The organism is Azospirillum agricola (assembly GCF_017876095.1).
Classification (GTDB): domain Bacteria; phylum Pseudomonadota; class Alphaproteobacteria; order Azospirillales; family Azospirillaceae; genus Azospirillum; species Azospirillum agricola.
In genome coordinates this window covers 122246-141005 of the sequence record NZ_JAGINM010000021.1, presented here as the reverse complement: position 1 = coordinate 141005, position 18760 = coordinate 122246, and the positions used below count along the sequence as shown (strand labels likewise).

Genomic DNA, 18760 nt, shown 5'->3' with positions numbered 1-18760 from the left:
CAAACACCCGATCCCATCCCGAACTCGGCCGTGAAAAGCCTCTGCGCCGATGGTACTGCGTCTTAAGGCGTGGGAGAGTAGGTCGCCGCCAGGTCCCCAAGGCACAGGATTAATCAGACTACACAAAAACTCGCAAAACCGGCTTTTTGCCAAACGCGCGCCATCTTCACGCACACCGGCAACCGCGGGGTGGAGCAGCCCGGTAGCTCGTCAGGCTCATAACCTGAAGGCCGCAGGTTCAAATCCTGCCCCCGCAACCAACGATGCTTGCGATCCTCGATCGCAGACAAGCCCGGTTTCCCCACGGAGGCCGGGCTTCTTCGTATGTGCGGCGAAGCTCAGCATCGCCGCCAGATCGTCGAGCAGCCGAGCAGATCCTTCGAGATCATGCTGTAACCACCACCGCAACAGCCGCACTTCACCAAACCGGCGAACAGATATTTCGGACGCCGGCGATCGGTCAGGACTTTGCCGTCCGCCTCTTCGGCCTCCTCCGGAGTGAGGGCGAACGCCTTCTGCCGGGCCTTGACCGCATCCCAGACCTCCTGATCGACGATGCGCAGCTCGGGGACCTCCTGGATCACCCATTCGCTCTCGGGATTGAGCCGCGACACCCTCTTGCCGGTGTCCGGATCCTTCACATAGCGCAGCCGGTTCCACACCAGCCGGCCGACATACAGCTCGTTGTTCAGGATGCCGGTGCCCCGCTTGGGGTTGCCGTGAATGGTCGACGGTCCCCATGCGCTGCTCTGCGAGCCGGACACACCTTCATCGTTCAACTGCCAGGCGATCCGGCGCGACGACTCGCCAGCGAGATAGTCGCTGAAAATGCGGCGCACGACTGCGGCCTCGGCCGCGTTGATCCGGCGATCGCCCCGCATCGCTTCGCCGTTGGCGCCGACCTGCTTGACCACATCATAGCCGTAGCACAGCCCGCCGCCCGACTTGCCCTCCTCGACGCGGCCGCGCAGCCCGCGCCGCGTCTTGTCCGCGAGGTCCTTCAGATAGAGCGCTCCCATCGTCCCCTTCAGGCCGATGTGCAGTTCACTGACCTCACCCTCCGACAGCGTCACGATGGCGACGCCGGCGAAGCGCATGCGCTTGTAGAAGCCGGCAATGTCCTCCTGGTCGCGCGACAGACGATCGAGGGATTCGGTCAGGATGACGTCGAACCGTCGCTTCAGCCCGTCGGCGATCAAATCCTGGACGCCGGGGCGCAGCAGCGAGGAGCCGGAGATCGCCCGGTCGGAGTAGCTGTCGATGACGCGCCAGCCCTGCCGCTCGGCGTGGCTTCGGCACAGGCGCAGTTGATCCTCGATCGAGGCGTCACGCTGGTTGTCGGAGGAGTAGCGGGCGTAGAGCGCAACCTTCATCGAATGGCCTCCTCATGAGGGAGGGCAATCGCCGGCTTGGTCCTCCCCGGTGCTGCGAACGAACTCCCGGGCCGCCTGCCGGGCGAGCAGGCGGACCAGATCGACGAGACGCGGGTCGGGTTTTGTGCCAGGGGCCGGCGCTTCGCCGGTCGCCTCGGCGACCACGCGCAGTGTCTCGACCGCCGTCCCTTTGGATTTCGCCACGATGGCCTCCCCGCCTCCCGACGGCCTGGACCGTCTGCCGGACAGGGTGCCCGTCACATCCGATTGCTGGAAGCAAAGTATCCTTCCGAAACAATGCATTGAAGCGAAGGGTGGCGAGTTTCTGAAAGGGGTGGCGCGTCCCGGCGCAGAGGCGGGCAGAGCGTCATAGCGCAAGAACATGCAGTCTTCGCACGCTGGTCGGAAAACGCTGTGCTGGCGACCATGGTGACATACGCCTCCAATCGTTCCGCCGCCAATTCACGGCAGTTGGATTCATCAGGAAGGACTTTTCCAATTCGGAAAACTGTACGATAAGGCGGAATGTTATGCAACAAAAAGTTGAATTTCCGGCTGTCAAACAGCCCGCTCCCGATCGCATCCTTCGGTCGGCCAAACAGGGAAAGCACTTGCCGGTGGCTTTGAGCAGCGGCCGTCGGCGGCTGGTCGGCAGAACAGAGACGGCTCTTAGAATTGTCCGCGCGAAACCCGGTACCAATGCTCGGCGTGCTGACGGCAGTGTTCGGCCTCCACCGGATCGCCGTTGCGTGCCGCGTCCTCGGCGCGGGACAGCCACTGCGCCTGCTTCTGCTCGGGCGATCCGCCGACGCGTGGTGGCTGCTGGGGCCGGGCAGGCTGATAGGGCGGGGAGGCGTCGTTGGACCGGCGGCCGCCGGTTTCGGCGCGAAAACGCGGAGACTGGGATCTGGGGGCCATCGGCTCGTGCCTGGGGAATGCGGTGTCCAGCCAACAGAGGCTTGGGCGGAGCGGAGTCTAACGGCGCGGCGGAGCGCTGTCATCCGTGGTGGTGCCGGTGCTGCGGGAAAGGGAGAGGGCGGCGGGGGAAACCGTGACGGGCCGAAGGGCTGGAGGAGAGGCCTCCGGCCGGTCCGTCACGGAGACCCGCCATGCCCGATGCTTCACGCGCTCCCCGCTCCGTTGGCGACCGCGCCAGCCTGTACAGCGAGATCACCACCCGGATCATCGCCGAGCTTGAGGCCGGCCGGTTGCCCTGGGTTCAGCCTTGGGGTGGGGCGGACACCGCTGCTCCCCTCGGCCTGCCGCGCAACGCCGCCTCCGGCCGCAGCTACAGCGGCATCAATGTCCTGATCCTGTGGGGGGTCGTTTTCGCCGATGGCTTCTCCGGCCAGAGTTGGCTGACCTACCGTCAGGCCCTGGCGCTCGGCGGCAACGTCCGCAAGGGCGAGCGCGGCACCACCGCCGTCTATGCTGACCGCTTCATTCCCGACCGCGAACGGCAGCGGGCGCGGGAGGACGGCGAGGAGGCCCAGGCTGTTCATTTCCTCAAGCGCTTCACCGTCTTCAACACCGACCAGTGCGACGGCTTGTCGGAACACATCGCTCCGGTCCCCGTGCCGATCCCGGAGGGGCTGATCCTGCCGCGCGCCGAGGCGCTGGTCCGCGCCAGCGGCGTCGATCTGCGCATCGGCGGCTCCCGGGCCTTCTATCATCTCCAGCACGATTACGTGCAGGTGCCGCCTCCGCAAAGCTTCTTCGCCCCCGTGAACTGGCACCGCACGGCGCTCCACGAGCTGGGTCACAGCAGTGGACACCCCAGCCGCCTGGGGCGTGACCTGTCGAGATGCTTCGGTTCCCGCAAGTACGCCTTCGAAGAACTGGTCGCCGAGATCGCCTCGGCCTTTCTTTGCGCCGCGCTCGGCATCGTGCCCACCGTTCGCCATGCCGACTACATCGGCGCCTGGCTGGACGTGCTGCGCAACGACGACCATGCCGTCGTCCGCGCCGCCAGCCAGGCGAGCAAGGCCGCCGACTATCTGCTCGGTTTCCTCCCCGACGATGCCCCGGTGGCCGATGATGCGCGGGAGGCCCGGTGATGCAGGCGCCCTTCGCATCCCTCGTCGCGCCGGAGCCGGTCGGGGCATCGGTCCGGCTGCGCGTGCTCAGCCTCGGTGCCGGGGTCCAGTCCACCACGCTCGCCCTGATGGCCACCCATGGCGAAATCAGACCGATGCCGGACTGTGCCATCTTCGCCGACACCGGCTGGGAACCGCCAGCCGTCTACCGGCACCTCGCTTGGCTGATGGCGCCCGGCGTGCTGGCCTTCCCGGTCCATGTCGTCTCGGCCGGCAACATCCGGGACGATCTTCTCGCCGAAGCGCGGGGGCGTCGTCGGGCCTCGATCCCCGCCTACACCCGAACCGCCGTTCCGGCCGGCAAAGAGCGGCCCCTGTTTCCCAAGCCCGACGACCGCATCGTCGGTCTGCGGCGATCCTCTGACGGCGAGGATTCGATCGGCATGATCCATCGACACTGCACCGCTGATTACAAGGTGGTGCCGATCCGGCGGAAGGTGCGCGAACTCACCGGCATCGCCGGCTGGCGTTCGCCCTCCTGGCCGGTGGCCGAGCAGTGGATCGGCATCTCGCTGGACGAGTTGGTTCGCATAAAGCCGTCGATGGAGGACTGGCAGGTCAACCGCTGGCCGCTGGTCGAACGGCGGATGACCCGCCGGGACTGCCTGCGCTGGTTGGAACGGCACGGCTATCCGGAGCCGCCGAAGAGCGCCTGCATCGGCTGCCCTTTCCACTCCGATGCGGCTTGGCGTCGGCTTCGCGATGAGGAGCCGGAGGCCTGGGCGGATGCGGTCCTGGTGGACCGCGCGATCCGCACCGGCTTCCGGGGAATCCGCGGCACGCTCTACCTGCACCGCTCGGCGGTGCCGCTTGAGCTGGCCGATCTGTCGGACGGCGCCGATCCGGGACAGCTCGATCTCTGGCCCAATGAGTGCGAAGGGCTGTGCGGGGTCTGACCACCAGCCAGGACGCCCAGGGTGTGGCCTCGGGGAAGAGGGAAAGGGGGGCGGGGGGAGGATGACGGGTGAGGAGATCGGAGGAGAGGCCTCCGGCCGCCCGTCGCGGAGAAGACCACCGTGGCCACTGCCAAGATTGTCCTCAGCCCCTCGCGCGACATCCCCTTCAACAAGCTGGTGCTGTCCCAGGCCAACGTCCGCAAGGTCAAGGCCGGCGTCTCCATCGAAGACCTCGCCGAGGACATCGCGCGGCGCACCCTGCTGCACGGCCTCGCCGTTCGTCCGGTGCTCGACGCCGAGGGCGGCGAGACCGGCGTCTTCGCGGTGCCGGTCGGTGGTCGCCGCTTCCGGGCGCTGGAGCTGCTGGTCAAGCAGAAGCGCATGAGCAAGACCCAGCCGGTGCCCTGCGTCGTGCGCGGCGGCGGACTGGCTGAGGAGGATTCGCTGGCCGAGAACCTGCAGCGTGAACCGTTGCACCCGCTCGACCAGTTCCGCGCCTTTCAGGCCCTGCGCGAGGCCGGGCTCGGCGAGGAGGAGATCGCCGCCCGCTTCTTCGTCACCCCCGCCGTGGTCAAGCAGCGCCTCAAGCTCGCCACCGTCGCTCCGGCACTGCTCGAGGTCTACGCCGAGGAGGGGATGACGCTGGAGCAGCTGATGGCCTTCACCGTCACCGACGACCGGGAGCGCCAGGAGCGGGTGTGGGAGGCGCTGTCGAAGGCCTACAGCCGCGAGCCCTACCAAATCCGCCGGCTGCTCACCGAGGGGGCGGTGCGGGCCTCGGACAAGCGGGCGTTGTTCGTCGGCGTCGAGGCCTATGTGGCGGCCGGCGGCATGGTGATGCGCGACCTGTTCCAGCACGACGACGGCGGCTGGCTGCAGGATCCGGCGCTGCTCGACCGGCTGGTCACGGAGAAGCTGGAGGCCGAGGTCACCGCCGTCCAGGCTGAGGGGTGGCGGTGGGTGGAGGCGGCGCTGGGCTTCCCCTACGGGCACAGCCGCGCTCTGCGCCGACTGTCCGGCGAGCCGGTGCCGCTGACCGCGGCGGAGCAGGCGACCTACGACGCGCTGCACGCCGAGTATGAGCGGTTGGAGAGCACCGATCCGGCTGACCTGGAGGCGTTGGAGAAGTCCGCGCTGCGGCTGAACGAGATCGACGTCGCTCTGCGGGAGCTGGAGGAGCGGCCGCTGGTTTACGAGACGGCCGAGGTGGCGCGGGCCGGCGTGTTCGTCAGCGTCGACGCCGAGGGCCGGCTGCAGGTCGATCGCGGCTATGTGCGGCCGGAGGACGAGGCGCCGGTCGAACCGGTGCCGGTGGCCGGCAGCGATGGTGCCACGATGGCCGAACCGGCGGGCGGTGCCGTCGGTCCCGTCGCCGCCCAGCCCGCCAGCATCAGCGGCAGCCGGGTTTCGGCACCGGTCCCGCCTCCGGCCACCGGATCGGACAGCACCGACGAGGAGGACGGCATCCGCCCGCTGCCGGACCGGCTGCAGACCGAGTTGAGCGTCCATCGCACCCTGGCTTTGCGCAACGCGCTCGCCAACGACCCTGACATGGCGTTCCTGGCGGTGCTCCATGCGCTGTGCCTGCGCCTCTTCTACCAGCGGGGCGGCGCCTCCTGCCTTGAGCTGGAACTGAAGAGTGCTATCTTCGGCGAGCAACCGCCGGCCCTGACCGCCAGCGCCTCGGCGAAGGCGATCGACGCCCGCCAGCGCAATTGGGCCGGCCAGTTGCCTCGTGAGCCGGCCGAACTGTGGGAAGCGCTGTTGGCGTTCGACGGCGACAGCCGGGCGGCGCTGTTCGCCCACTGCGTCTCGTTCGGCGTCAACGCCGTGTATGAATCCTGGAACCGGACGCCACAGCGGGCGGCCCATGCCGATGTGCTGGCCGAGGCCATCGGTCTCGACATGGCGGCGGTGGGCTGGATGGCGACCGTGGACAACTATCTCGGCCGGGTGCCGAAGGCGCGCATCCTCGAAGCGGTGCGGGAGGCACGGGGGCCCGAGGCGGCGCGGCTGATCGACCATCTGCGCAAGACCGACATGGCGAAGGAGGCCGAGCGGCTGCTCGCCGGCAGCGGCTGGCTGCCGGAACCGTTGCGTGGCCGGGCGGAAGAACCCTCGGCGGTTGGGGATGGCGACACGGTTGATGGCGCGGAGGCCGACACGCTGCCGGCTTTCCTGGCCGGTGACGGCGATCCGGAGGCGGGCGGGGACGAGGCCCCCGCCGAAGCGGCCTGACCCCGACGTCGTGGAGCGGTTCCGGCCGCTCCGCCTCTTTTCCCTGAATTCTTCAGGAGGTCATCATGACCGACTCCTCCGCCCCGATGATCGTGCGCCTGCCGGTTGCCGTCGGCGGTTTGACCCCGTTCGAACGCCTGCTGCTTGCCCGTCTGGCCTGGGCTGGCGCCGACCGGAGCGGGCTGTTGCTCCATGCCGCGCTCGACGCGCGGAACGGCACTGCCGTCTCCCCGGACGAGCGCGCCGCGGTCCTCGCCTGTGTCGAAACCGTCGGTGCGGCGGCCGGCGCCAGGCAGGTGCTGGTGATCACCGCCGACGGTGTGTTCCTCGTTGCTCTGAAGGGCGCCATTTCGTCGGAGCGCCCAGACGCACCGAGTGAGGCGGCCTTCCTGCCCCTTGCCGAGGCCGACGTCCGCGCGGAAATCCGCATCATGATCGAGGCCGACGCGATGCTCACCACGCTGTCCCCGGAGATGGTGAGCGACGCCGACATTCATGAGGCCTGCCGGACCGTCATGGGTCGGCCGCGTTTGGACGATGAGGAAGGAACCGCCCTGTTCCAGGCGGCCCTGGCCGCCATCGGCGCGGCTGAACGCCGCCTCGGCTGTCCGTCCTGATCCGCCCGCCGCCCCGTCTTCCTTCCCCACTTTGCCCGGCCTTGCGCCGGGCATTTCCATTCTTGGAGAACCGTCATGTCTTCGATCGTCTCTCCCGCCCGTGCGGCCGCCGCTCCGTCTGTTGCGACGGTTGATGGTCCTGCCGCCCTGTTCGCCGTTGCCGAGCGGCTGTTGCCCGACCTCGAACGCGGCCGCGCCATCGACATCGTGGCGTTGGGCGCCGCGATGACGGCGGCTTTCGGCGGCACCGATGCCGAGGGCGCCTGGAGTTGGAAGCTGGCCTACGACGCCGGCGAGGCCGCGCAGCTGCTGTTTCTGCGTCGTTTCGGCTCGGCGATGCGGGCCCGGGCCGGCAACGCGGGGGCCTTTGCCGCCATGCTGGGACGGCTGGCGGGTTTGTTGCCCAGCCAGACCCGGCGCTCCGAGGAGAGCCAGGCCCGGCAGCAGTTCTCGACCCCGCTGCCGTTGGGCGCAGTGGTTGCCGAGACGGCGGCGCTGACGCCGGCCGACCGCGTGCTGGAGCCGTCCGCCGGTACCGGTCTGCTGGCGATCTTCGCCGAGTTGGCCGGCACTTCGCTGGTCCTCAACGAGTTGGCCGACGCGCGCGCCGGTCTGCTGGAGCGGTTGTTCCCTGGCGTGCCGGTGACTGGGTTCGATGCCGCCAACATTCATGATCATCTCGACGCCGCCGTCCGGCCGACGGTGGTGCTGATGAACCCGCCCCTCTCGGCCCTGGCCGCGGTGGAGGGCCGGGTGGCCGACGTCGCCCTGCGCCACATCGCCTCGGCCTTGGCCCGGCTGGCCGAGGGCGGCCGTCTGATCGTCGTTACCAGTGCCGGCTTGGCTCCCGATCAACCGTCCTGGCGGGACGCCTTCGTCCGTCTGCAGGAGCGAGGCCGCGTGCTATTCTCCGCCGCCATCGACGGCCGGGTCTACGCCCGCCACGGCACCAGCGTCGACACCCGGCTGACCGTCATCGACTGCGTTCCTGCCGACGATCCGACGCGCTTTCCGGCATCGCCGGGCATGGCACCGGACGTCGCCACGCTGCTCGGCTGGGTGCAGCGCGACGTCCCGGCGCGTGCACCGGTGGCACCGCCGGTGGTGCCGGTCGTGACTCCGCTGCTGGCCCGTGCCGCGAACAGGCGGCCAACGCGCCGGGCTGTGGCTCCCGCATCGGCGTCCCCCACGCCCGATCCGGCCGTCGAGCTGGTTTACGAGACGCGCGACTGGGCGCCGGCCGCTGATGCGCGGCTCACCGCGGGGATCTATGAGCCCTACGTGCTGCAATCCATCGCCATCCCCGGCGCCAAGCCGCATCCGACGCCGTTGGTGCAATCCGCCGCCATGGCTTCGGTCGCCCCACCCAAGCCCCGTTACCGTCCGCATCTGCCCGTCACCCTGGTCAGCGGCGGGGTTCTCTCCGACGCCCAGCTGGAAAGCGTCATCCTTGCCGGCGAGGCGCATGCCGGTCAGCTTGCCGGTTCCTGGAGCGTGGACGAGACCTTCGACATTGTCTCGGCCGCTCCGGAGGGGGCCGAGGATGCGGTGCGCTTCCGCCGCGGCTGGTTCCTCGGCGATGGCACCGGCGCCGGCAAGGGCCGCCAAGTCGCCGGCATCCTGCTCGACAACTGGCTGAAGGGGCGCCAACGCGCGCTCTGGGTCTCGAAGTCCGACACCCTGATCGAAGACGCTCAGCGCGCCTGGGCCGCGCTCGGCCAGGAGCGGCTGCTGGTGACGCCGCTGTCCCGCTTTCGGCCCGGCGTGCCGATCGCCCTGGAATGCGGGATTCTCTTCACGACCTATGCCACCCTGCGCGGCGACGGCGGGGAGGGGGCCGTGCCGCGCGTCCGGCAGATCGTCGACTGGTTGGGCCGTGCCTTCGACGGCGTCATCATCTTCGACGAATCGCACGCCCTGCGCAACGCCGGCGGCACCGCCGGCTTCGGCCGTGAGGGCGGTCCCGCCACCCCCTCGCAGCAGGGCCGCGCCGGCCTGCGCCTCCAGCACGCCCTGCCGGACGCCCGCGTCCTCTACGTCTCCGCCACCGGCGCCACCACGGTGCACAATCTGGCCTACGCCCAGCGCCTCGGCCTGTGGGGCGGCGCGGACTTCCCCTTCGCCACCCGCGCCGAGTTCGTCCAGGCCATCGAGGCCGGCGGCGTCGCCGCCATGGAGGTGCTGGCCCGTGACCTCAAGGCGCTCGGCCTCTACAGCGCCCGCTCGCTGTCCTTCGATGGTGTCGCCTACGAGATGGTCGAGCACCGGCTGACGCCGGGGCAGGTGGCGATCTACGACGCCTACGCCGAAGCCTTCCAGGTCATTCATGCCAACCTCGACGCGGCGCTGGAAGCCGCCAACGTCACTGGGGCGGGCGGCACCTTGAATCGCGCCGCCAAGGCCGCCGCCCGCTCCGCTTTCGAGAGCACCAAGCAAAGATTTTACAACCATCTGATTACGGCGATGAAGGGGGCGACTCTGCTGCGCGCCATCGAGCGTGACCTTGCCGCCGGCCACGCCGTGGTGGTGCAGATCGTCTCCACCGGCGAGGCGTTGACCGAACGCCGGTTGGCCAACGTTCCCACCGAGGAGTGGGGCGACCTTGAAATCGACGTGACGCCGCGTGAGGGGGTTCTCGAGTATTTGCGGCATTCCTTCCCGACCCAACTGCACGAGCCTTTCACCGATGGCGAAGGGAACCTGTCGTCGCGGCCGGTGTGGCACGACGGCCAGCCCGTTCTCTGCCGGGAAGCGGTCGAGCGGCGCGACCGCATGATCGAACGACTGGCCGCGCTGGAGCCGGTTCAGGGCGCTCTCGACCAGATCGTCCAGCGCTTCGGCACCGAGATGGTCGCCGAGGTCACCGGCCGCTCGCGCCGCATCGTGCGCAAGGTGGAGCCCGGCGGTCTGGAGCGGTTGGCGGTGGAAAGCCGGCCCGGTTCGGCCAACCTCGCTGAAACCCAGGCCTTCCTCGATGACGAGAAGCGCATCCTGGTCTTCTCCGACGCCGGCGGTACCGGCCGCAGCTACCACGCCGATCTCGGCGCGAAGAACCAGCGGCTGCGGGTGCATTACCTGCTGGAGGCCGGCTGGAAGGCCGACGCCGCTATCCAGGGGCTGGGCCGCACCAACCGGACCAACCAGGCGCAGCCGCCGCTGTTCCGCCCGATCGCCACCGACGTGCGGGCGGAGAAGCGCTTCCTCTCGACCATCGCCCGCCGGCTCGATACGCTGGGCGCCATCACCCGCGGCCAGCGCCAGACCGGCGGGCAGGGGTTGTTCCGTGCTGACGACAACCTGGAATCCGTCTACGCCCGGGCGGCGCTGCGCCAGCTCTACGGGCTGCTGCACGCCGGCAAGGTCGAGGGCTGCTCGCTGGAAGCCTTCGAGGCGGCGACCGGGCTGTCGCTCAGCGACCGCGACGGGGGCCTGCGCGACGAACTGCCGCCGATCACCACCTTCCTCAACCGCCTGCTGGCGCTGACCATCGGCCTGCAGAACACGCTGTTCACCGTGTTCGAGCAGCTGCTCACCGCGAAGATCGAGGGGGCCATCGCGTCGGGCACCTACGACCGCGGCGTCGAGACGCTGGTGGCCGACAGCTTCACCGTCACCGAGCGGCGGACGCTGCACACCCACGCGGCGACCGGGGCGGAGACCCGGCTGTTCACCCTGGCCCGGCGCGACCGCAACCAGCCGATGGCGGTGGAGGACGCGCTGGAGCGGGCGGCGGGGCCGCAAGCCAAGCTGCTGGTGAACGCGCGGTCCGGTCGGGTGGCGGTGGCGGTGCCAGCGGCGAGCCTGCTGCTCGACGATGGCACAATGGAGCGCCGGGTCCGCCTGCTGCGGCCGATGGAGCGCCTGACCGTGACGGTGGCCGAGCTGGCCCAGAGCCACTGGCGTCCTTCCGAGGCGGAACCCTTCTCGGCGGCCTGGGCGGCGGAGGTCGCCACGGTGCCGGCGTTCTCCACCGGCACGTTGCACGTGGTGACCGGGCTGCTGCTGCCGGTGTGGCGGCGCCTGCCCGATGTGAGCCCGCGGGTGGTACGGTTGCAGACCGACGACGGGGAGCGGATCATCGGCCGTGTGGTGACGCCGGAGGTCCTGTCCGAGGTCGAGCGGAACTTCGGGGTTGGGACGGGAGGGGCCGTTCCCTTGCCGTCGCTGGAGGAAGCCTGGGCGCTGGTGCAGGGCGAGCGGATGGCGTTGCATCTGGCCGACGGGCTGCGGCTGCGCCGGGTGAAAGTGGCGGGCGCACACCGCATCGAGCTGTTCGGCTTCACCGGCGGCATGGTCGATCGGCTGAAGGCGCTGGGGCTGGAGGCCGAGGCGGTGTGCCGGCATTACCTGTCCGAAGGCCGGCGGGAGGGGCGTTACTGGCGGATCGGCGACGTACAGGGCACGCCGGGGTCCAGCCTCTATGTCCGGCTGCACGGACCCGCCGCCGGTCGTTGGGCAGATGCCGCGACTGGGGAGTGCGGCGACCTGCTCGATCTCATCGGCACGAACCGGGGCTTCGACCGGCTGCGCGATGCGCTCGAGGAAGCCCGCTCCTTTCTCAGCCTCCCACAGATCATGGGCGCTCCAAAGCGGTGGGAGCCGCGTTCCCCTGCCGGATCGCCGGAGGCCGCCCGCCGCCTGTTCGCCCGGTCCATGCCGACCGCCGGCACGTTGGCCGAGGCGTATCTGCGCAACCGCGGATTTCCGCACATCCGGAGCGCCGGATCCCTGCGGTCCCAGCCGCGCTGCTGGTACCGGGACGCCGATGACCGGCTCGCCACGGGGCCGGCGCTGGTCGCTGCGGTCACCGACCGGGAGGGCCGGATCACCGGCGTGCAGCGGACCTGGCTCGATTCGTCCGGCCGGGGCAAGGCGGCGATGACGTCACCGCGCCGGGCGCTGGGGCATCTGCTCGGCAACGGGGTCCGCTTCGGTGTGGCCGACGATGTCCTGGCGGCGGGGGAGGGGATCGAGACCATGCTGGCGCTGCGCATCGCCCTGCCGACCCTGGCCATGGTCGCCGCCCTGTCCGCCGGCCACCTTGCCGCCCTGCAGCTTCCACCGGCGCTGCGCCGCCTCTACATCGCCCGCGACAACGACCCGGCCGGCTGTCGGGCGGTGGAGTGCTTGGGGACCCGCGCCGAAGCGGCGGGGGTCGAGGCGTTGCCCCTCGTGCCGCAGGCCGGGGACTTCAACGATGACCTGCTGGCGGGTGGGGTGGCGGCGCTCCGCGCGCCTCTGCGGGCGCAGCTTGCTCCGGAGGATGTCGCGCGCTTCTGGGAGATCGGCGACAGGCGCCGCGAGGGATGAGGGCCGGGTAACCGCTTCCGGCCGGTGCGTTCGACCGGCGGGGTGGACGCTTCGTCTTTCGGACAGGGCCGCGGCCACGGCCTTCCAGCGGGCGATCGGGCGGCGGGCGGGGCGGCTCCGCAACGGCGGCGGTCAACTTTCTTCCCCGGCCGGCCAAGCCGGCCTTCCTCGCGAAACAAGAAAGCCGCCCCCCGCCGTCCTCCGCTGCGCTGCGGCCCAAGAGGGTGCGGACCCGCCCCGCCCGCCGTCGGGGGATCGCCACGAAGGCCGCGGTGGGCGCGGCCGATCCTCCAGCCGAAGGGCAGCCGCCATGATCACCGACACCGACGCCGCCGGGCTCCACCACGCCTCCTCCCCCACCGACCACGCCCTGACCGAACTCCAACTCTACGGCCACCGGCCCTTCGAGGACGATCCCGACCCTCGGCCGCCGCCCGGCGAGACCGCCATCCGCGCCGCCCTGGCCGACGTCTTCGACGCCCTCGTGGTCACGCTGAAGGACACCCGCCTGGAACCCGACCTGGTCGACCTGCTGTGGTCCACCGTCGACCTGTTCCACCGCGCCGCCGATCGCGTGCAGCGCGAGCTCGACGACAACGAGGACGCCCAGAAGCGCAGCCAGCGCGAACAGGACGGCTCGGAGATCCGCTCGGTCGAGCTGGAACGGCTGCTGGCCGAGGGACTGACGCTGATCGAGCGCCGCACCGCCATGGAGACCTTCCGCGACCACGCCGCCGACCTGTTCGAGGTCCACACCGGCTCCGGCTGGCGGCCGCGGGCCGGCTCGCTGGTCAGCCACCGCACCCTGACCGCCGCGCTGATCGACAGCCGCGATTTCCTCGCCGCCAAACGGCGGGTCGAGACCGAGCCGTTGCTGCCGGCCGGCCCCCGCATCGCCTTCACCGGTGGGGTGGAATGCAACGACCACCACCGCATCTGGGCGGTGCTCGACAAGGTGCGCGCCAAGCACCCCGACATGGTCCTGCTGCACGGCGGCAGCCCGAAGGGGGCCGAGCGCATCGCCGCCTGTTGGGCCGAGCACCGCAAGGTGACGCAGGTGCTGTTCCGTCCCGACTGGGCCCGCCACGCCAAGGCCGCCCCGTTCAAGCGCAACGACCGTCTGCTGGAAGCGCTGCCGGTTGGCATCATCGCCTTTCCCGGCTCGGGCATCGCCGCCAACCTCGCCGACAAGGCGCGGCGCCTCGGCATCCCGGTGTGGCGCTTCGGCGACGGTGGTGCCTGAGCGCCGTCGTTCCGGCGATCCGTTTCGGCGGATCGCCGACTTTCCGTAAATCCGTTATCCTGGATAGCCGGCTCGGTGGCAATGCGCCGATTGTGTTGAAAAAGTCGGTGTTGCCGGTAGCCTGAAGTGCTGATTCAATCCTCCTTGGCAGAAGGAGGACGCAACGATGATGGGCGAGCGGACGGTGATGCAGGCGGCGCTGTTCTATGAGTTCAGCCTCGAACGCCACGTCCCATCGGACCACTTGCTGCGCTCCTTCGCGCAGGGCGCCGCCCCCAAGGGCAATCTGCGCACGCTGAAGCTCGCCTGGAGCCAAGGCTCCTCGGCACCCATGGCGGCTGCCTGCGCCTGCTGACGTCAGCGCAGAGCGGCGTCACCGACGTCAAGGACCTGAAGGGCAAGACCATTGCCGTCGCCGCGCTGACCAGCCCGGCCAAGGAGGCCTTCGTGGTCACGCTGGCGCGCGCCGGCCTCGACCCGGAAAAGGACGTCACCTGGAAGGCTTTCCCCGGCGACCTGCTGTCGCTGGCGGTGTCGAAGGGCGAGGCGCAGGCGATCGCCCATTACGACCCCGAGGCTTTCCGCTTCCGGAAGGAGGGGGTCGTCGAGCTGGCTTCCAACCAGACCGGCCGTTGCGAGCACCGCGTCTGCTGCGTCGTCGGCGTCACCGCCAGCCTGCTGAAGACCGACAAGCCGGCGGTCCGCGCGTTGGTCGAGGCTGTCGCCGAGGTCCATCCCGCCGATCTCCACCTCGGCCTCCAGATCGCCGGGCAGCGCGTGGCCGAGCGGTGCCAGATCGTCGGTGCCGATAGAGCCCTTGGACGGCATCCGTGGAAAATCGGCCATTTGGAAAAGAGGGTGGGGTCAATTGATGATGCACATCGGACAATCGAAGAATTATCCCGTAACCCTCTGTTTTCCTCTACGCTACTCCCCCTCCAGAACCCTCCAGGGTATCCCGTACCCCTCACTCCCACTTGATGATTGAAATCTATCATAAAGCATTGAAATTTATAAGAAAATTTCAATCTGATCAACGATGTCCGACCATGAGGCCGTCAAAGAGCTACGCTTTTGATTTTTAATAAAAAAGCACCCGAGAAAATTTTTCACGGTTCCGATAGCTATCGGGACCAGTTGATCGATCTTTCATGCCAGCCACGGCGGCGAGCACGACCGGCTCCGCATCGAAAAGTACCGTCAGCGAGCCTGTCAGGCTTATACACTTGGTGGCATAGCCGGCACGGCCTCGGCCGGGTTCGTCGACGCTGCCGGGTCTTCGGCCAGCGTGTCGCGCAGGGTGTCGCGGAACAGGGCGATTGGCTGCATCAGCCGGCTGGCCGGCAGGCGGTGCAGCATCCAGGCGCGGACCTGCGGGCGGAAATCGACGGTGTCGATGATCGCGACCTCGTCGCGCCAACGGCTGCGCACCAGAGCATCGGGCGCGACGACACCGATCCCCAAGCCGCGGGCGATCAGCGACAGGCGCAGGTCGTTGTTGCTGGCCTCGATCGCCACGGTGAAGGGCAGGCGCTCCGCCTCGAAGCTGCGCCGGATCACTTGGCGGAAGCCGCAGCCGCTCTCGCTCATCACCCAGGGGAAGCCGGCCAGATCGTTGAGACGCGCCGGGCTGGGCACGCCAAGCCGGGGGGCCGCGACGAGAAGCACGCGCTGCGGACCCAGGTCGTCGGCGGCCAGCCCGTCCGGCGGTGCGAGGCCTTCGGGCAGGCACACCGCCGCCGCGTCCAGCGCGTTGCGCTGGAGCTGCTCGACCAGCTGCGGCGACCAGCCGCTGCCGACGCGCAGCAGCAGCCGGGGATAGGCCTCGCGCAACGCGTCGAGCGGGGCCGACAGCGCCGCTTCCGACAAATGGGCCATGACCCCGACGCGGAATTCGCCCGCCGTCTCCGTGCCGGCCGGCGCCACGCTGGCGGCGAGGTCGGCGAGCGCGCCCAGCACCCGGCGGCCCTGCTCGTAGGCTTCCCGCCCGGCCGCGGTCGGCCGCAGCGGCTTGGCCTTGCGGTCGAGCAGGGGAACGCCCAGCGTGTCCTCCAGGTTCTGGACGCGGCGGGTCACCCCGGGCTGCGTCAGGTTGAGCCGGACCGAGGCGGCAACGATCGATCCCGTCTCGACGACGGCGATGAACGCATCAAGATCATGCGTGTTCATGCGAGTTGCGCATAAAGTTTATCAGGTTAATCGATTTGTATCATGATGAAGCCGGTGCGTACAGTCCCAGGCGTTGCAGCGCACGAACGCCAAGGAGACATCAGTGTCGGTTTCATGCAACGCGGCGGCCGTTCCGTCCGCTGACGCCCCGTCCGTCGCCGCAGAGGCACGGGCGCAGGGAATTTCCGCTCCGCTCACGCTCCTGTTCGCCGCCTCCGTCGGCGTGATCATCATCAACCTGTCGGCCGCCCAGCCCCTGGTCGGTCCGATCGGCGCCTCGATCGGCCTGGATCCCGCGCTGGGCGGGCTGGTCGCCATGGCGCCGCTGCTGGGCTATGCCGCCGGGCTATTCCTGCTGATCCCGCTCGCCGACCTGATGGAGAACCGGGCGCTGGCGGTCCGCATGCTGGCCTGCGCGGCGGTCGCGTCGGCCATCGCCGTGGCGGCGCCGGGGATGTGGGCGCTGATGGCGGCGCTGTTCGCCCTCGGCGCCGCGTCCTCGGTGATCCAGGTGCTGGTGCCGATCGCCGCCGCGATGGCTCCGTCCGAGCATCGCGGCCGCACCATCGGCAACGTGATGAGCGGCCTGATGGTGGGCATCCTGCTGTCGCGGCCACTGGCCGCCCTGATCGCCGACAGCTTCGGCTGGCGGGCGTTCTATGTGGCGAACGCGGCGCTGCTGGGCGGTCTGGCGCTCGTGCTGCCGCTGTGGCTGCCGCGGCGCCGGCCATCGGCAGGACAGCGCTATCCGGCGTTGATCGCCTCGATGTGGGGGCTGCTGCGCGACGAGCCCGTGCTGCGGCTGCGCTCCCTGACCGCGGCGCTGATGATGGCGGCGTTCAGCCTGTTCTGGACGGCGGTCGCCTTCCGCCTGTCCCAGGCGCCGTTCGGGCTCGACCAGGGCGGCATCGCCGTGTTCGCCTTGGTCGGGGCGGGTGGCGCGCTGGCGACGCCCCTGGCCGGCCGCCTGGGCGACCGTGGTTGGGCGCGGAGCACCACCATCGCCTCGCATGTTCTGGTGGTGCTGTCCTTCGCGCTGGCGGCTTCGGCCGACGCGGTCGCCGGCCTGCCGGTGCTGGCGCTCGGCCTGCTGGCGCTGGCCGCCGTCGGGCTGGATGTCGGAGCGGTCGGCGACCAGACGCTCGGCCGCCGCGCCATCAATCTGCTGGACCCGGCGGCGCGCGGCCGGTTGAACGGCCTGTTCGTCGGGCTGTTCTTCCTGGGGGGATCGCTGGGTTCGGCGGTGGCCGGTGTCGCCTGGGCGCACGGCGGCTGGCCGGCGATCTGCCTGATCGGCGCCGGCTTCGCCCTGGTCGCGCTGATCGCCCATCTCCAGGCGTCACGGCGGTTGGCGGCGTAGCGGTTGCGGGCTTGGCATGCACCGCCCCGCTGGCGTGGGTGCATGCGGTGCTGCCGCGCATGGTCCGCTCCGCCCCCGAGACAGCTTGGCGGGTATCGCCGTGCTCTGCCCGTCCGCCGTGGTGGCCTGTCAGCCCGTCGTCGCGAAGAAGCGGTTCTCCGGGCGCCGCAGCCCGAGATGGTCGCGCAGCGTCGTCCCTTCATACTCGGTCCGGAAAAGGCCGCGGCGCTGGAGTTCCGGAACCACCCGGTCCACGAAGGCGTCGAGGCCTGCCGGCAGAAAGGGGAACATGATGTTGAAGCCGTCCGACCCTTCGGTCAGAAGCCATTCCTCCATCGCGTCGGCGATGGTCGCCGGGGTGCCGACGAAGGACAGCCCGCCATAACCGCCGAGCCGCTGCGCCAGCTGGCGGACGCTCAGCCCCTCGCGGCGGGCGAGGTCGATGGCGCGCTGGCGGCCGCTCTTGCCGGCGTTGGTCTCGGGAATGTCCGGCAGCGGCCCGTCGAGGTCGAAGCCCGACACGTCGTGGCCGAGCGCGATCGACAGGGACGCGATGGCGCTGGCCTCATGGACCAAGCCGTCGAGCCGGGCGCGCGTGGCCCGCGCCTCCTCCACCGTGTCGCCGACCACCACCAGGGCGCCGGGCAGGATCTTCAGGCTGTCGCGCGACCGTCCCGCCGCCTCCAGCCGTCCCTTGACGTCGGCGTAGAAGCGCTGCCCCTCGGCCAGCGTGGCGGCGGCGGCGAAGACCACCTCGGCCGTTTCGGCGGCGAGCTGGCGCCCGGCCTCCGACGCGCCGGCCTGGACGATCACCGGCCAGCCCTGCACCGGCCGCGCGATGTTGAGCGGCCCGCGCACCGACAGGAACTCCCCCTTGTGATCCAGGACGTGCAGCTTGTCGGGGTCGAAGAACAGCCCGCTCTGCTGGTCGCGGATGAAGGCGTCGTCGGCCCAACTGTCCCACAGCCCGGTCACCACGTCGTGGAATTCGCGGGCGCGGCGGTAGCGGTCGCCATGCTCCATCTGGCCGTCGCGGCCGAAATTCAGCGCCGCGTCGGGGTTGGCGGTGGTGACGATGTTCCAGCCGGCCCTTCCGCCCGACAGGTGATCGAGCGAGGCGAAGCGCCGGGCGATGTGGTAGGGCTCGTCGAAGGTCGTCGAGGCCGTGGCGACCAGCCCGATCCGCTCGGTCACCGCCGCCAGCGCCGACAGCAGGGTAAAGGGCTCGAACGAGGTCGCGGTGTGGCTGCGCTTCAGCGCCTCGACCGGCATGTTCAGCACGGCCAGATGGTCGGCCATGAAGAAGGCGTCGAACTTGCCGGCCTCAAGCTTCCGCGCGAAGCGCTTCAGGTGGGCGAAGTTGAAGTTCGCGTCGGCGAAGGCGCCCGGATAACGCCATGCCCCGGTGTGGATCGACACCGGGCGCATGAAGGCGCCGAGATGAAGCTGTCGTGTCAT

13 protein-coding genes, 1 tRNA gene and 1 rRNA gene are annotated in these 18760 nt (G+C 69.8%); 10 read left to right on the top strand and 5 right to left on the bottom strand.

The window, feature by feature from the left end; translation table 11 throughout:
- A 5S ribosomal RNA gene (rrf, locus tag J2847_RS26285) occupies positions 1-94 on the top strand; the annotation flags it as partial.
- A gap of 89 nt (positions 95-183) precedes the next feature.
- Positions 184-260, top strand: a tRNA-Met gene (locus tag J2847_RS26280).
- Between the two features lie 78 nt (positions 261-338).
- On the opposite strand, the gene J2847_RS26275 is transcribed toward J2847_RS26280, so the two are convergent.
- The 3 genes from J2847_RS26275 to J2847_RS26265 all read right to left on the bottom strand — a co-directional run bounded on the left by J2847_RS26275 (position 339) and on the right by J2847_RS26265 (position 2291).
- Entirely contained in the window at positions 339-1373 is a 1035-nt protein-coding gene (locus J2847_RS26275) for a recombinase family protein (RefSeq protein WP_209781740.1), read from the bottom strand.
- 12 nt (positions 1374-1385) lie between these two features.
- Entirely contained in the window at positions 1386-1577 is a 192-nt protein-coding gene (locus tag J2847_RS26270; protein WP_209781739.1) for a hypothetical protein, read from the bottom strand.
- A gap of 465 nt (positions 1578-2042) precedes the next feature.
- Positions 2043-2291, bottom strand: a complete 249-nt coding sequence (locus J2847_RS26265; RefSeq protein ID WP_209781738.1) for a DUF4167 domain-containing protein — start codon at positions 2289-2291, stop codon at positions 2043-2045.
- A 191-nt stretch (positions 2292-2482) separates the two neighbouring features.
- On the opposite strand from J2847_RS26265, the gene J2847_RS26260 reads away from it, so the two are divergent.
- The 7 genes from J2847_RS26260 (at position 2483) to J2847_RS34325 (ending at position 14754) form a co-directional block, all read left to right on the top strand.
- A complete protein-coding gene (locus tag J2847_RS26260) occupies positions 2483-3430 on the top strand; it encodes an ArdC family protein (RefSeq protein ID WP_209781737.1) in 948 nt (315 codons plus the stop codon).
- Complete coding sequence (locus tag J2847_RS26255) at positions 3430-4365, top strand: hypothetical protein (RefSeq protein WP_209781736.1); 936 nt, start codon at positions 3430-3432, stop codon at positions 4363-4365. The genes J2847_RS26260 and J2847_RS26255 overlap by 1 nt, the downstream gene beginning before the upstream one ends.
- A gap of 120 nt (positions 4366-4485) precedes the next feature.
- Complete coding sequence (locus J2847_RS26250; protein ID WP_209781735.1) at positions 4486-6603, top strand: ParB/RepB/Spo0J family partition protein; 2118 nt, start codon at positions 4486-4488, stop codon at positions 6601-6603.
- 65 nt (positions 6604-6668) lie between these two features.
- Complete coding sequence (locus J2847_RS26245) at positions 6669-7220, top strand: hypothetical protein (RefSeq protein ID WP_209781734.1); 552 nt, start codon at positions 6669-6671, stop codon at positions 7218-7220.
- Positions 7221-7295: 75 nt separating this feature from the next.
- Positions 7296-12530: a strawberry notch-like NTP hydrolase domain-containing protein gene (locus J2847_RS26240; RefSeq protein WP_459208598.1), complete on the top strand. Its 5235-nt coding sequence runs from the start codon at positions 7296-7298 to the stop codon at positions 12528-12530.
- A 310-nt stretch (positions 12531-12840) separates the two neighbouring features.
- Positions 12841-13773 (top strand): DUF2493 domain-containing protein, encoded by a 933-nt coding sequence (locus J2847_RS26235; protein WP_209781733.1) that lies wholly within the window; start codon positions 12841-12843, stop codon positions 13771-13773.
- Between the two features lie 234 nt (positions 13774-14007).
- Positions 14008-14754, top strand: coding sequence for an ABC transporter substrate-binding protein (locus tag J2847_RS34325; RefSeq protein WP_325169484.1), 747 nt, complete (start codon positions 14008-14010; stop codon positions 14752-14754).
- A gap of 237 nt (positions 14755-14991) precedes the next feature.
- On the opposite strand, the gene J2847_RS26225 is transcribed toward J2847_RS34325, so the two are convergent.
- Complete coding sequence (locus tag J2847_RS26225; protein WP_209781732.1) at positions 14992-15942, bottom strand: LysR family transcriptional regulator; 951 nt, start codon at positions 15940-15942, stop codon at positions 14992-14994.
- A gap of 103 nt (positions 15943-16045) precedes the next feature.
- Here J2847_RS26225 and J2847_RS26220 point away from each other — a divergent pair, with 103 nt between their 5' ends.
- Entirely contained in the window at positions 16046-17302 is a 1257-nt protein-coding gene (locus J2847_RS26220) for an MFS transporter (protein ID WP_209781731.1), read from the top strand.
- 129 nt (positions 17303-17431) lie between these two features.
- Here the strand turns inward: J2847_RS26220 and J2847_RS26215 are convergent, their stop codons facing one another.
- On the bottom strand, positions 17432-18760 hold the full coding sequence (locus J2847_RS26215; RefSeq protein ID WP_209781730.1) for an LLM class flavin-dependent oxidoreductase: 1329 nt from the start codon (positions 18758-18760) through the stop codon (positions 17432-17434).